General features: G+C 71.1%; 14 protein-coding genes. 9 read left to right on the forward strand and 5 right to left on the reverse strand.

From position 1 onward, the window contains the following. Positions 1-229: 229 nt before the first annotated feature. Positions 230-481, reverse strand: coding sequence for a DUF397 domain-containing protein (locus ACIREI_RS28050; protein ID WP_403338294.1), 252 nt, complete (start codon positions 479-481; stop codon positions 230-232). Further along, positions 478-1,299, reverse strand: coding sequence for a helix-turn-helix domain-containing protein (locus ACIREI_RS28055; RefSeq protein ID WP_403338296.1), 822 nt, complete (start codon positions 1,297-1,299; stop codon positions 478-480). The genes ACIREI_RS28050 and ACIREI_RS28055 overlap by 4 nt, the downstream gene beginning before the upstream one ends. Before the next feature lie 139 nt (positions 1,300-1,438). Between ACIREI_RS28055 and ACIREI_RS28060 the strand changes: the two genes are divergently transcribed. Further along, complete coding sequence (locus tag ACIREI_RS28060) at positions 1,439-1,894, forward strand: ATP-binding protein (protein ID WP_403338299.1); 456 nt, start codon at positions 1,439-1,441, stop codon at positions 1,892-1,894. Between the two features lie 20 nt (positions 1,895-1,914). On the opposite strand, the gene ACIREI_RS28065 is transcribed toward ACIREI_RS28060, so the two are convergent. After that, positions 1,915-2,736, reverse strand: coding sequence for a class I SAM-dependent methyltransferase (locus tag ACIREI_RS28065; protein WP_403338300.1), 822 nt, complete (start codon positions 2,734-2,736; stop codon positions 1,915-1,917). Between the two features lie 432 nt (positions 2,737-3,168). Here ACIREI_RS28065 and thrS point away from each other — a divergent pair, with 432 nt between their 5' ends. From thrS to ACIREI_RS28085, 4 genes are all read left to right on the forward strand, one after another. Then, positions 3,169-4,455, forward strand: a complete 1,287-nt coding sequence (thrS, locus tag ACIREI_RS28070; RefSeq protein WP_403338303.1) for a threonine--tRNA ligase — start codon at positions 3,169-3,171, stop codon at positions 4,453-4,455. A 123-nt stretch (positions 4,456-4,578) separates the two neighbouring features. Continuing rightward, positions 4,579-5,553 (forward strand): nucleoside hydrolase, encoded by a 975-nt coding sequence (locus ACIREI_RS28075; protein ID WP_403338305.1) that lies wholly within the window; start codon positions 4,579-4,581, stop codon positions 5,551-5,553. Positions 5,554-5,753: 200 nt separating this feature from the next. Beyond that, positions 5,754-6,755, forward strand: coding sequence for an ArsR/SmtB family transcription factor (locus ACIREI_RS28080; protein WP_403338308.1), 1,002 nt, complete (start codon positions 5,754-5,756; stop codon positions 6,753-6,755). A gap of 87 nt (positions 6,756-6,842) precedes the next feature. Next, entirely contained in the window at positions 6,843-7,220 is a 378-nt protein-coding gene (locus ACIREI_RS28085) for a peptidase inhibitor family I36 protein (protein WP_403338311.1), read from the forward strand. A 69-nt stretch (positions 7,221-7,289) separates the two neighbouring features. Here ACIREI_RS28085 and ACIREI_RS28090 read toward each other — a convergent pair whose 3' ends face one another. After that, complete coding sequence (locus tag ACIREI_RS28090; RefSeq protein WP_403338314.1) at positions 7,290-8,225, reverse strand: LAETG motif-containing sortase-dependent surface protein; 936 nt, start codon at positions 8,223-8,225, stop codon at positions 7,290-7,292. Between the two features lie 263 nt (positions 8,226-8,488). On the opposite strand from ACIREI_RS28090, the gene ACIREI_RS28095 reads away from it, so the two are divergent. The 4 genes from ACIREI_RS28095 to ACIREI_RS28110 all read left to right on the forward strand — a co-directional run bounded on the left by ACIREI_RS28095 (position 8,489) and on the right by ACIREI_RS28110 (position 12,323). Next, complete coding sequence (locus tag ACIREI_RS28095) at positions 8,489-10,162, forward strand: glycoside hydrolase family 13 protein (RefSeq protein ID WP_403338316.1); 1,674 nt, start codon at positions 8,489-8,491, stop codon at positions 10,160-10,162. A 206-nt stretch (positions 10,163-10,368) separates the two neighbouring features. After that, entirely contained in the window at positions 10,369-10,653 is a 285-nt protein-coding gene (locus ACIREI_RS28100) for a hypothetical protein (protein ID WP_403338319.1), read from the forward strand. Between the two features lie 205 nt (positions 10,654-10,858). Further along, the gene (locus ACIREI_RS28105; RefSeq protein WP_403338322.1) at positions 10,859-11,746 is read left to right on the forward strand and encodes a carboxypeptidase regulatory-like domain-containing protein; all 888 of its coding nucleotides are present in this window, start codon (positions 10,859-10,861) and stop codon (positions 11,744-11,746) included. A 100-nt stretch (positions 11,747-11,846) separates the two neighbouring features. Then, on the forward strand, positions 11,847-12,323 hold the full coding sequence (locus ACIREI_RS28110; RefSeq protein ID WP_403338325.1) for a cupin domain-containing protein: 477 nt from the start codon (positions 11,847-11,849) through the stop codon (positions 12,321-12,323). 38 nt (positions 12,324-12,361) lie between these two features. Here the strand turns inward: ACIREI_RS28110 and ACIREI_RS28115 are convergent, their stop codons facing one another. Next, positions 12,362-12,826 (reverse strand): hypothetical protein, encoded by a 465-nt coding sequence (locus ACIREI_RS28115; protein WP_403338328.1) that lies wholly within the window; start codon positions 12,824-12,826, stop codon positions 12,362-12,364. Positions 12,827-12,867 lie beyond the last annotated feature (41 nt).

The raw sequence follows: 12,867 nt of genomic DNA on the forward strand, positions 1-12,867 counted from the left end.
TGGGGTGAGACCCCGGCGGGTGTTGGTAGCACCCGACCGGGGTTGTTTGTTGTCGCGAACCTAGAGGGTCGTGACGTCGTGTCGCAAGCCGATCACGAAAAGTCATCTGTGCTGGCACACGCGAGAGTTGGCGCCCGTGGCGGCACGGGGAGGGCGGGAGGGTGGGTTCTGTTCTTCCCGCCCATTCCTTGCAAAAGGGGCTCGGATGTCGGGGTCCGACGCCCGGGGCTCAGGCTGCGGCGTCGTGCGCGTACGTGACGAAGGCGGTCCATGTGTCGGCGGTGACACTGAACTTGGGGCTGCGAGCGCCGAGCTTCGAGTCGCGGACGTGGATGGCGTGGGGGCAGGCGGCGACTTCGAGGCAGGCGCCGCCTTGCGAGTCGCTGTGGCTGGACTTGCGCCAGGTGTAGGCGACTTCGAGGCATTCGCCGCCCTGGGAGTCGCTGTAGCTGGACTTGAACCACGCCAGCGATTCGCTCATAGCTCCTCTGCCACCTTCCTGATGAACGCTGCCGACTCCTCAACTCCGAGAGCCTGCATGCGGATCATGCCATGCACCTGCGCGAGGTCGCTGACCTTGTCCGCGTCGGCGTGCAGCACGCTCGTCTCCGGGCCCTCGACATAAGCAAAGCGCTCGTGGTCAGCAGTCTCAAGCAAGACGAAGGAGCCGTTGAGCGCAAGCCCGCCGCACTTCCCGAAAGGCAGCACCTGGATGGACACGTTGCGCGATGCTCCCGCTGTCGTCAGAAGGAGCAGTTGCTGTCGCATGACCCCTCGTCCGCCAACCTCCGTACGCAACGCGGCCTCATGGATAACGAAGCCGTAGACCGTGCTGGCGCGGCGCACCAACGCTTCCTGCCTCGCCAGTCGGGCCCGTACCCGCTCCTCCACCGTCTCGTCATCCAGTGGCGGGCAGCTCTCACTGATCAGCGCTCTCGCGTACTCGCCCGTCTGCAACAGACCAGGGATCAGCCCGAGTGCGTAGTGATGTACGGCGATCGCTTCCGTCTCAATCGCCATGTACTCCTGGGACCTCGCGGGAAACGGCTCGGGCTTCAGAAACTCATGCCCGGCCAACAACTTCCCCCGCGCCCCGCACATCTGATCCGCCACCTGCAAGAGCCGCAGCGTCGGCCGACGCCTCCCGCACTCCATCGACTTGACGTACTCGTAGTCGTAACCGGCCTCATCCGCGAGCGCCTGTCGACTGACCGAGGCCTCTTCCCGCCACAGCTTGATCTGCCCGCCGCAGTACCGCCAGTTCTGTTGCGCCTGCTGAGATTCTCCGGAAGCCGCCACGCCCCACCTCCCGCCAACACACCGTGTACAAGCACGCTGTGTACCCACGCCGCTACTCGCGAGGTTACGCGCCGCCCACCAGCCTGAGCTGAGCAAACGACGAAGAATCACACGCACGAAAGCCAGGCCGTGTATGCCCATGCCCGGAGGCCCCACACCTCAACCGGCCCCCAACGCCGTCCCGCAGGACATCGAGTGGCGCCTGCCCCGTCACGCCCGAAGCGTCGGCCGGGCCCGAACCCTCTTCCGCGAACAGGCCACGTCGTGGAAGCTCCCTGACGACGTGACGGAGACGGCGGTACTGCTCCTCAGCGAGCTGATGACAAACGCGTACCGCCACGCGAAGGTCTCCCCGGGCCGCGAGATCTGGGCCCGCTGCATCCTGGAGGCGAACCGCCTCCGCATCTCGGTCATGGACGCGAACGACACTCTCCCCGAACCCCGTACCGCCGCTTGGGGCGAGGAGTCGGGCCGGGGCCTGACTCTGGTGGCTGCGCTGGCGGACGAGTGGGGAGCGGCACCCCGCGAGGGCGGCATCGGTAAGGCGGTTTGGTACGAGCTCGAATGCGAACCCTGCGGTGACCTTCGGACTTGACCGGGCCCAAGTCCTACCGGCTACCGGCTGGGCTGGCGGCAGACGAGTATGCCTCCCAGACAGGTGACGCGGAACGCGCCCTCGGTGTGAATGGCCTCGTCGACCCGTTCCCGGGCGCGCTCGATCGTCTCCTCGAACGGTACGCCCATCTGGTCCGCCCAGGCTTCGTACGAGGCCAGGTGGGCGATGACGGGTTCGGCGTCGGTCACCTCGATGACGCCGGGCAGGGGGATCGTACGGATGTCGCCGAAGACCTCGCCGAGGACCGCCGGGGCGTCCTCCAAGGTGAAGCGGGCGGACAACTGCACACGGGCCGGACCTTCCTTGATGCCCAGCACGTCACCCGCGGCGCTGCGCCAGAGATCTTCCAGTTCCCGCTTGTCGTTCCGGCTGTTGGTCGAGACGACCGCGATGCCGTCGGGCGCCAGCACCCGGCCCAGTTCCCGCACGGCCTGGGCCTGGTCTCCGACGTGGTAGAGCATGTGCAGCGCGAGAACCGCGCCGAGGGTTCCGCCCGCGATGGGCAGTTGCTGGACGTCCGCGACGACAGCTCCGGGGATGGGGCCGAGGATGCCGGCGGAGATGTCCAGGGGGAGGACGGTCAGGTCGGAACGCTCCTCCCGCACTCGGGCGACGAACTGCCCGTTCCCGCAGCCCACGTCCGCGACCGCACCGCGTATGCCGACCAGCTCGTTCACAACGATGCCCGGAAGATCGTGGCGCGGAGTCTGCCACTGGTAGAGGGACTGGCGAGCGGCCAGGTACCGGCCCGTGCCGTAGGCCTTGGTGGAGAGAAGGCTGCGGTCGGTAACCAAATGATCATGCGTGGGCTGGGCGGTCATCGTGGCTCCGTGGGGTTGCTGGCGAGAGTTGGCCGGCGGGTCACCTCGCGGATGTGGGCACGGAGATCGACTGCCGACTGTGCGTCACGGTACGGCTCACTACCAAGGCGTGCGCCCAGACCGCGAAGCCTGATGGTGATGCTTGCGGTGTGCGTCTTGGCGGCAAGTACCGCTGAGAGCTTCGCACCGGCCTCGTCGCCATCACCGTTCGCGAGTCGCCGCACGTGCGCAACGGGAACCGGAAAAATCACCGCGCGATCCACCCACCCCCCCTGTTACGGTCGCCCCATGCAGCGCGCCGCCAACCCGTCTCCCACGACGACGCCGGACCCCGTCCCGGCGCGCTGACAGCTGAGCGAATCTTCAAGCCCCGGGGCGAGTGCCCCGGGGCTTCGTCGTGGGTGCTCGTCCGTATCCCCTGGAGGAGCAGCCATGCACCACGACCACCGCCGACTGGGCCGCGAACTCGACCTCTTCGACACCGACCCGCTGATGGGCGCAGGACTCCCGTACTGGCTGCCCGACGGCGCCGTCGTACGGCACACCCTGGAGGAGTACGTCAGGGAGGCCGAGCGGGCGGCCGGGTACCGGCACGTGTACTCGCCGGTCCTCGGCAAGCGGGAGCTGTACGAGATCTCCGGGCACTGGTCCCACTACAGCGACGACATGTTCCCGCCGATGAGCCTCGGCGCGGAGGAGGTGGTGCTGCGCCCCAGCCTCTGCCCCCACCACGCCCTGATCTACCGCTCCCGCTCCCACAGCTACCGCGAACTCCCCCTCCGAATGGCTGAGTTGGGAGGTATGTACCGCTCGGAGCTGTCGGGGGTCCTGGGCGGCCTGACCCGCGTACGGTCGATCCAGCTCAACGACGCCCACATCTTCTGCACCCTGGAGCAGGCGGTGGAGGAGGCCCGCGCGGCCCTGGAACTCATCGCCCGCGCTTACGCCGATCTGGGGATCCGGGCCGCCCGTCACCGCCTCTCCCTCCCGGGCGGGGGCCAGGGCGAGGGCCGGCACGAGGGTGGAGGCGGCGGCAAATACGTCGCCGACCCCGAGCTGTGGCGGCGAGCCACCGCACTGCTCCGCGAGGTCCTCGACGGCTCCGGCATCCCGTACGAGGCGGCCGAGGGCGAGGCGGCCTTCTACGGCCCCAAGATCGACGTCCAGATCACCGACCCGGCCGGCCGCGAGGCGACCCTGTCCACCGTGCAGATCGACTTCCACCAGCCCGAACGCTTCGACCTGCGCTACATCGGCCCCGACGGCGCCAAGCACCGCCCGGTCATGGTCCACCGCAGCATCATCGGCAGCGTCGAACGCGTCGTAGCCCACCTCATCGAACAGCACGGCGGCGCCTTCCCGGCCTGGCTCGCCCCGGTGCAGCTGCTGATCCTTCCCGTGTCGGAGGCACAGAGCCAGAAGGGGGAGAAGCTGCTGCGCCAGGCCCGCCACCAGGGCCTGCGCGCGGAACTCGCCGGTCCCGAGCACGGCACCCTGGGCGCCCGGATCCGCGGGGCACGCCTCGTGCCGTACCAGGCGGTCATCGGGGAGCGGGAGGCCGCGGCGGACGGCGATCTGGCGGCCGTACGACTGCGGGACGGGCGCAGGCCGGGCGCCGTACCCACCGCGGAGCTGCTCGGCCGGATCGCCGCTCGGGTGGCGGCGCGCGGTCCCGAGCTGTGGGACGACGAGGGGGATGCCGGGGGAGACGCCGTATGACGCCGCACGCACGAGACCGTACGACGACGCCATACGGCGACGCACTCCACCTGAATCACACCGTAAGGTCGCTTTCGTGGACCCCGCCACCGCAGAGCCGCCGCACGTGAGAGGAACCCCGTCGTGACGAACGCCGAAGGGCAGCGCATTCCGGTGATCATCGACTGCGACACCGGTGTCGACGACGCTCTCGCGCTGCTGTTCGCCGTACGCCATCCGGGGCTCGACCTGCGCGCCGTCACCTGTGTGGCGGGCAACACGGACGTGGACGGCGTCGTACGCAACACCCTCACCGTCCTGGAGCAGGCCGGCGCCCCCGACATCCCCGTCGCGCGGGGCGCCGGTGTCCCGCTGATCGAGCTCGCGCGCTCGGCCCGGCACGTCCACGGCGACGACGGCATGGGCGACCTCGGCCTGCCCGCCCCGACCCGCGCCCCGGCCGACGTGGACGCGGTGACGCTGCTGCGCCGCGAGATCCTGGCGTCCCCGCGCCCGGTCACCCTCATCCCCACCGCGCCCCTCACCAACATCGCCCTGCTGCTGCGCACACACCCGGAGGTGACCGACAACATCGAGCGGATCGTCTTCATGGGCGGCGCGGTGGCCTGCGGGAATGCCACGCCGGTCGCGGAGTTCAACGTGTGGCACGACCCGGAGGCGGCCGCGATCCTGCTCACGGCCGGGGTGCCGATCACCATGTACGGCCTGGACGTCTTCCAGCGGGTCGTGGTCCCCGGGGCGGACGTACGGCGCCTGCGGGCGAGCACGGAACCCGGCGCCCGGCTCGCCGGCGACCTGCTGGCCCACCGCCCGGCCACGCCGGACGTCGACGCCGACTCCGAGGCCGGCGGCATCGGTGACGCGGGCGCGGTCTGCACGGTCGTGGACCCTGCGGGCATCACCACCCGCCTCCTTCCCGTCGAGGTCTCCCTCGCCCCGGGCCCGACGCGCGGCCAGACGCTCGTCGACCGCCGCCCCCGCCCCGGTGAGTCCGAGATCCACGCCGGCATGCGCGAACAGGCCTTGGTGGACGTGGCGTTGGACGTGGACGTGGACCGGTTCGTGAAGCTGTACCTGGAGACGGTGGAGCGCGTCTGACGAGCTGTCACACCCGTCACCTCCGATGCGGACACCGGATGCCGGACGCGTGACGCCGGGGTCGGGTGTCCGAATGCCGCCTTGTCCGCACAAGAGCGGCTCGGTCACTGTCATGGGGCACACGAGGCACCGCGCACGAAGCGCTGCCCTCGCGCACCACCACACCCCCCACCCGATGACCGACCACCATCGGAGACCCCATGCTGCGGGTGCATTTCACCGCCGACGACCTCGCGCGCGTGCGCGTCGCCGCCGCCCCCGATCCCCTCTGGGAGATCGCCACCAGTTTCCAGGCACTGATCAGCGCGGACGCCCCGCTGCTCTTCGAGGAGTGGCGCAGACTCGTGCGGCCGCGCATGGGCCCGTTGCACGGGCTGCTCGCCGCGCTGCTGCCGCTCCGGGGCTACTTCCCGGACTTCCTCACCCCCGACCTGCGCGGCTCCTTCGACCTGGCGCACGCGGTCGACACCGTGCTCGGCACGCCCCGCGCCCGGCTCCGCGGCGACCTCGCCCGGCTCGCCGCCTCCCCCGTATGGCCGCATCCGCTGCCGCCCGGCACCCGAGCCCTGGCCGACGGCGAGCCCGAGGCCCTGCGCGGGCTGGGTGCCGTCCTGCACGCCTACCACCGGCATGCGCTCGCGCCCTTCTGGCGCCGGATCCGGGCCCAGGTCGACGCCGACCGGGCCGTACGCGCGCGTGCGGTGCTGGAGGGCGGGACCGACGGTCTGCTGGCGGGCTTCCGGCCCGTGCTGCGCTGGCAGCCGCCGGTCCTGGAGGCCGACTATCCCGTCCACCGCGAACTGCGGCTCGGCGGGCGCGGGTTGCTGCTGCAGCCGTCCTTCTTCTGCCTGCGAAGACCCCTGACACTCGCCCTCGCCGACCTGACGCCGGTCCTGGTCTACCCGATCCAGCACACCCTCGGCTGGGCCCGGGAGAGCGGCGGCACGGGCAGGGCGGGCGGCGTGGAGCTGGGCGCCCTCATCGGCCGTACCCGCGCCGCCATCCTGGAGGACGTCGTCACCGGCCGCACGACCGGTGAACTCGCCGTGCGCTTCGGCATCTCCGGCGCCGCGGTCAGCCAGCACACGGCCGTACTGCGCCGGGCGGGCCTGCTGCTGAGCGTGCGCCGCAGCAAGAACGTCGTGCACACCATCACCCCCGTGGGCCTTGCCCTCCTCGACGGTGCACAGGCCTCCGTTTAAGGCACGGCTTCAACGTGTGGCGGTGGCACGGAGGGCACCGACAGTCTGGGCGCACCAACGCCGCATTCCACCAGGGGGTTTTCGAGTATGCGCGACAGACAGCGTTCCCTCACCGGCAGTCGTCGGCGCCAGGTCCGCAACGGCCTGGTCACGGCAGCGGTCCTGGCCGGCGCCCTCGCCATGACCCACCCGGCATCCGCCCAGCCTCTCGCGACCGCCAGCTGGCATGCCTACTCCTCGACGGGCTTCTCGGGTCCGGATGCGTGGTTCACGGGAAACACAGGGCAGTGCAAGTACGTCGGCGCCGGCTGGAACGACCGGGTCCGATCCGCCCGCACCGAGAGCAGCGCCAGGGTGGAGCTGTGGGAACACGCCAACTGCACCGGGTATGCGATCACCATCGACAGCAGCGGCTACGGCAGCATCGGCCCATGGGTCAGCGCCTACCGGGTCACCTACCCGTGACCGTTGCCTGAGTGACAGGCCAGGGCCCCGCTCCTCGAACAGGAGCGGGGCCCACGCACGTAAGGGGCGTCAGGAACGCGCCGTACGACGCCGCTTCGACGCCACGACGAACGCCGCGCCGCCCGCCACCAGCACCACCGCGCCGATGGCGATCGGGCCGGTCGCGCTGCTGCCGCCGGTCTCGGCGAGGTCACCGCCGCCGCCGTCGGGGGAGGGCGCCGGGGCGGACGTCGACTCGGAGGGCTCCGGGGTCGGGGTCTCGGTCGACGGGGTCTCCGAGGCCGGCGGTGTCGTCTCCTCCGCCGGGGTCGACGGCTCCTCGGACGGCGGCTCCGACGGCTCGGCGGGCGGCGTGGTCGGCGGCTCCTCGGTCGCCGGCGGCTCCGTCGTGCAGTCCTTCGTACCGCCGTTCCAGGCCGCGATCAGCTTGTCCTTGATGACCGGGCGGTCCGGGCCCTTGGGCAGGTCCCCGTGGACGAAGCCGTCGTTCGCGTCGAGCTTGCCGTCGAACTTCACTGCGCCCCGGTACAGGTCGATCTGCGCGAAGCAGCCCGCGTCCGGGACGGCGATGTCGAGGGTGTCGGTGCCGCCGGGCTTGACCGTGACCGTGTCGAAGTCGACGAAGACCTGCTCGCCGGAGGTGGCGAAGGTCGGGCCGTGGGCGAGGTAGGAGGCGAGCGAGGCGGTGCAGGTCGTGGCGTCGGCGGCGGCGCGGACCGTGATGTGGACCTTGCCGTCGTCGGTGACCTTCAGGTTCTGGTCGTCGACCTTGACCGAGTCGTAGAAGTTCGTGCCGTCGAGCGAGAACTGGCAGCGGTCGGTGGCCGTCTCCGTGCCGGCGCCGGTGCCGGGCTGGTAGGTGCCGCCGGACTTCCAGCCGTCGCCGCCGTGCGAACCGGTGGCCCAGGCGCCGGAGGCGGAGGCGACGCCGACAGCGCACAGGACGAACGACGCGGCGCCCGTCCCCAGCAGGCGTCGCGCCATGACACGTCTCGCTATGGACATGCGTATCCCATCGTGGGGTGAGTGGTCGAAGAAGAATCACTGGGCTCATTGGTCACATGCGCCACAGCGTCAGCACATCGTCGGGCGACGGGGGAACGCTGTCAACCTGCGGGAACGCAAGGGAACTTCAAAGGGCAATCACAATTCCATCACACCGGGAATGATCTACTCCGGACTTCGTGGTGTTCGCTTTTCCGGCCAAGTGGACAGAGTTCTCACTGTCGCCCGTACGCACCCGTCCGTACGCACCACGAGGAGTCCGCGTGACCGTCCGCACCACCACGCCCGACACCCCCGACCTCTCGTCCCGCAACCCCGACTGGTGGCGCCAGGCCGTCATCTACCAGGTCTACCCCCGCAGTTTCGCCGACGGCGACGGCGACGGGCTCGGTGACCTCAAGGGCGTCACCCAGCGCCTGAACCACCTCGCCGCCCTCGGCGTCGACGCCCTGTGGCTGAGCCCCTTCTACCCCTCCGAGCTGGCCGACGGCGGCTACGACGTCGCCGACTACCGCGACGTGGACCCGCGCCTGGGCACCCTCGACGACTTCGACGCCATGACCGCCGAGGCCCACCGCCTCGGCCTGAAGGTGATCGTCGACCTGGTCCCCAACCACACCTCGCACCAGCACGTCTGGTTCCAGGAGGCGCTGCGGGCCGGCCCCGGCTCCCCCGCCCGCGACCGCTACGTCTTCCGCGACGGCCGCGGCCCGCACGGCGAACTCCCGCCCACCGACTGGCAGTCCGTCTTCGGCGGCAGCGCCTGGCGCCGCGTCCCCGACGGCCAGTGGTACCTGCACCTCTTCACACCCCAACAGCCCGACCTGAACTGGGAGAACGACGACGTCCGCGCCGACTTCCGCACCACCCTGCGCTTCTGGTCCGACCGCGGCGTCGACGGCTTCCGCGTCGACGTGGCCCACGCGCTCGCCAAGGACCTGAGCGAGCCGCTGCGCGACCTCGGCGCCCCGGAACTCAGCCACGAGGACGCGCTCCCGCGCTTCGAACCCGGCACCCACCCCTTCTACGACCGCGACGAGGTCCACGAGATCTACCGCGACTGGCGCAAGATCCTCGACGCCTACCGCCCGCCCCGCATGGCGGTCGCCGAGGCCTGGGTGAACCCGGCCGCCCGCCGCGCCCTGTACGCCCGCCCGGACGAACTGGGCCAAGCCTTCAACTTCGAGTACCTGCAAGCCGGTTGGGACGCGGAGGAGCTGAAGCGGGTCATCACCGACTCCCTGGCCACGGCCCGCGCGGCGGGCGCCTCGGCCACCTGGGTCCTGTCCAACCACGACGTCGTACGCCACACCTCCCGCCTGATGCTCCCGCCCGGCACCGACGACAACGCCTGGCTCCTCTCCGGTGGCAGCGCACCCGCCGTCGACGAGTCCGCCGGCCTGCGCCGCGCCCGCGCCGCGACCCTCCTCATGCTGGCGCTGCCCGGTTCGTCGTACGTCTACCAGGGCGAGGAGCTCGGCCTGCCCGAGGTCGCCGACCTTCCCCTCGAGGTCCTCCAGGACCCGATCTGGGAACAGACGGGCCGCGTCCGCAAGGGCCGCGACGGCTGCCGGGTGCCGCTGCCGTGGACGACGACGGGACCGTCGTACGGCTTCGGCGCGGGCGGGTCCTGGCTGCCTCAGCCGTCGGGCTTCGCGGCGTACGCCGTCGAGGCGCAGGACGGCGTCGAGGGCTCCACCCTGGAGCTCTACCGCAGGGCCCTGCGCCTGCGCCGCAAGCTCCTGGACGGGGAGGAGCTGGAGTGGGCGGCGGACAGCCCGCCCGGCGTCCTGCACTTCGCCCGCTCGGACGGCTGGCGGTGCGTGACCAACCTCTCCGGTACGGCGGTCGAGCTGCCGCCCGGGGAGGTGCTGATCGGCAGCGGGCCGCTTCAGGGGCGGCTGCTGGGGCCGGACACGACGGTCTGGCTGGCGTAAGCCGGACCGGCGCAACTCTGCCTGCCGGCAGGTCATTGCGGATCGCGGAACGTGGGGGAGCCTTTTGGGTTGGCGTCGGCTTCGTGGCGCGTCGGGCGCGTGCAGGCCCGGCCGGCGGCACGTGCCGACGCCGTCCGAGTGAGAGGCGCGGGTCGCTCGCGTGGCGAACCGGGCAGGGACCGCCCGCTGCCCAAGGATCCGGACGCGTGGCACGCACCTTCGACGAACTGGTCGCCATGCAGCGGGCGGCGGACCAGGCACACAGCAGGGTCGAGGAGCTACGGGACAACTACGGGCCGCCCGCCCACACCCCGTGGACCGAGCTCCAGACCGACACGTACGAGACCGCCTGGCGCGCCTGGCGCGACCTCGCCCGTGACGTCCAGGGCGCGGTGACCGAATACGCGAAGGAACAGGGCGCCGCGCGCAACCAGGTGGAGGAGGACGTGCGCAGGGCGGTACGGCACCCGGCGCCGGAGACGGACGAGTGACACGGAGGCCCTTTCGGACGGGGCGGCGCCCGGACGGGTGGTGCGCGGCGCGTACGGCCGAACAGCGCGGGTCACCTGCGGAGCGGACCGCGAGAATCGCTGGGCAGGGGTGCCGCCGATGTACGTGTGAGGAGCTCCGCCGACGATGAGCAGGTCCTGGAGGACGACGATCTTTGGGTTGCTCGCCGTCGCGAGCGTGTTGGCCATGACAGGGATGGCCGCTGCGGCCGGGATGGCGGACGCGGCCCACGGCGGTGACGGCCCGACCCGATCGGTCGGCCGCGACCTATGGGCGCACGCGACCATCGAGCCCGGGCGGGAGGGCATCGTCGAGGTCGGCGGTTACGAGGGGGCGCCGCTGGGCGAGGGCTCGGTACTGACCCTGACGGCACCGGCGCAGACGAAGGTGACGGGCACGCCGTTCGCTGCGGGCGGGTACCGGGGGGCGGTGGCTCTGGGCGGGAACAGCGGGACGTACACCTTTGTGGGGTCGCCTGCTGCGGCTGAGGGGTCGGCAGCCGATGGGGCGACGGCGGATGAGTCGGCGACGGAAGAATCGGCGACGGAAGAATCGGCGGGAGACGACTTGGTGGCTGACGAGTCGGGGGCTGACCCGTCGGCATCGGCCACCTGGAAGGGCCGTAGGTTCCCCTTCGTCCTGTCGGTCCCCGCGGACGCCGAGCCCGGGACCCGGCTCCCCGACTGCGCCCTGGTCCTGCGGGACGCGGACGGCACGGTGCGGCAGCGGGGCACCTGCACGGTGACGGTCGGGCTGCCCGCGCCGGTCCTGTCCCGCCCCCAGTCGGGCGTGCCGCTGGGCGCGCTGCCGAAGATGTCCGGGGCGGCCTACCCGGGAGCCCAGGTCACGGTGCGCGACGCGCAGGAGGAGGAGGTCTGCTCGACCACTGCCGCGCCGGCTGGCACCTGGTTCTGCGTACCGTCCCACCGCCTCCCGCCCGGCCCGGGCCGCCTCCAGGCGACGGCCACGCTCAACGGGGTCAGCGCGGCGAGCGAGCAGATCGACATCATCGTGACGGGCTCGGCGGACGCCCAGCCGGACACGGTGTCGGACGGCGGGGGCGGACCGCTTTAGCGCTGTCGGCGGCTCATGACCGGGTCCACCCGGATGGTGGCCTTACCGGCGTCATGGCGAAGGGAATGGTGAGGAGGCCCACTAGGAAAGGCGCAATCGCATGACGAAGAACACCGTCGTCCGCCACAGCGGCGAGGGGAAGGCATTCTGGATGCTGGACAGCCTCTACGAGGTCAAGGCCTCCGGCGAGGAGACCGACGGCGCGATGACCATCATGGAGATGACCATCCCGGAGGGGATGGGCCCCCCGCCCCACACCCATCCCGGCACCGAGACCATCTACGTGCTGGAAGGGACGCTGCGCCTCCACATCGACGATGAGGTGTTCGACGGAGGCCCCGGATCCCTCTTCCACATCCCCGAGGGGACGTGGGAGCGATTCGAGCCCACGAGCACGGTGCGCCTCGTGGTCACCTACACGCCGGGCGGCCTGGACAAGTTCTTCGCAGAGGCCGGCGAACCGGCCCAGAGCCATGAGCTCCCCCCGAAGTCGGACTCCCCACCGGACATCGACCGCTTCATCGAGATCGCCAAGCGGCACGGCGTCGACATGAGGCCCATGCCCGGCAGCGCCTAGGGCTGCTCGCCGATCCGGGCGTGACCGCCGGGCGCCGGTCAGTAGCGCAGGGCCCTGGCCACGTCCGTCCTCACCTCGCCGTCCAGGTCACGTGTGCTGCGTGCGGTGGCCTTTCCGGTCGCGCTCGCCGGCACGTCCGACACGGTCACCACCGTCGCGTCCAGCAGATTGCCGTCCATGCCGCGGAAGTCGATCTGCACGGCGAAGGATTTCGTCGAGTCGGTCGTGTTCCGCGCCGTGACCTCCACGGTCGTACGGCCGTCCGCGTCGGTCTTCGGATCGCCCAGGCTCACCGCGTCCTTGGCGTCGATACCGCCCTTGATGTCGTCCAGTCGGCGGCCCGCCTCCGCCGTCGCCGAGGCGAAGGCCGATGCCGCCTTGCTGGCCACCGAGGAGGGCGTGTCATCGTCGGTGCAGGAGGTCGTCAGGGTGAGGATGGCGGCCACGGTGGCGGTCGTCGTGAGGAGCGCGGTCGTGTTCCACCGCGTTCGGTGACCGGGCATGGCGCCTCCAGCGGGTCGGTTCCGGTCCGGTCCCCCCAGTG

The sequence above is a fragment of the Streptomyces sp. NPDC093591 genome, from assembly GCF_044764885.1.
Classification (GTDB): domain Bacteria; phylum Actinomycetota; class Actinomycetes; order Streptomycetales; family Streptomycetaceae; genus Streptomyces.

Excerpts from the sequence above, each read along its gene's own strand:
- ACIREI_RS28050 (WP_403338294.1), bottom strand. The coding sequence starts at position 481 with ATGAGCGAATCGCTGGCGTGGTTCAAGTCCAGCTACAGCGACTCCCAG.
- thrS (WP_403338303.1), top strand. The coding sequence starts at position 3,169 with ATGCACCACGACCACCGCCGACTGGGCCGCGAACTCGACCTCTTCGAC.
- ACIREI_RS28065 (WP_403338300.1), bottom strand. The coding sequence starts at position 2,736 with ATGACCGCCCAGCCCACGCATGATCATTTGGTTACCGACCGCAGCCTT.
- ACIREI_RS28105 (WP_403338322.1), top strand. The coding sequence starts at position 10,859 with ATGACAGGGATGGCCGCTGCGGCCGGGATGGCGGACGCGGCCCACGGC.
- ACIREI_RS28090 (WP_403338314.1), bottom strand. The coding sequence starts at position 8,225 with ATGTCCATAGCGAGACGTGTCATGGCGCGACGCCTGCTGGGGACGGGC.
- ACIREI_RS28085 (WP_403338311.1), top strand. The coding sequence starts at position 6,843 with ATGCGCGACAGACAGCGTTCCCTCACCGGCAGTCGTCGGCGCCAGGTC.
- ACIREI_RS28060 (WP_403338299.1), top strand. The coding sequence starts at position 1,439 with ATGCCCGGAGGCCCCACACCTCAACCGGCCCCCAACGCCGTCCCGCAG.
- ACIREI_RS28080 (WP_403338308.1), top strand. The coding sequence starts at position 5,754 with ATGCTGCGGGTGCATTTCACCGCCGACGACCTCGCGCGCGTGCGCGTC.
- ACIREI_RS28110 (WP_403338325.1), top strand. The coding sequence starts at position 11,847 with ATGACGAAGAACACCGTCGTCCGCCACAGCGGCGAGGGGAAGGCATTC.
- ACIREI_RS28115 (WP_403338328.1), bottom strand. The coding sequence starts at position 12,826 with ATGCCCGGTCACCGAACGCGGTGGAACACGACCGCGCTCCTCACGACG.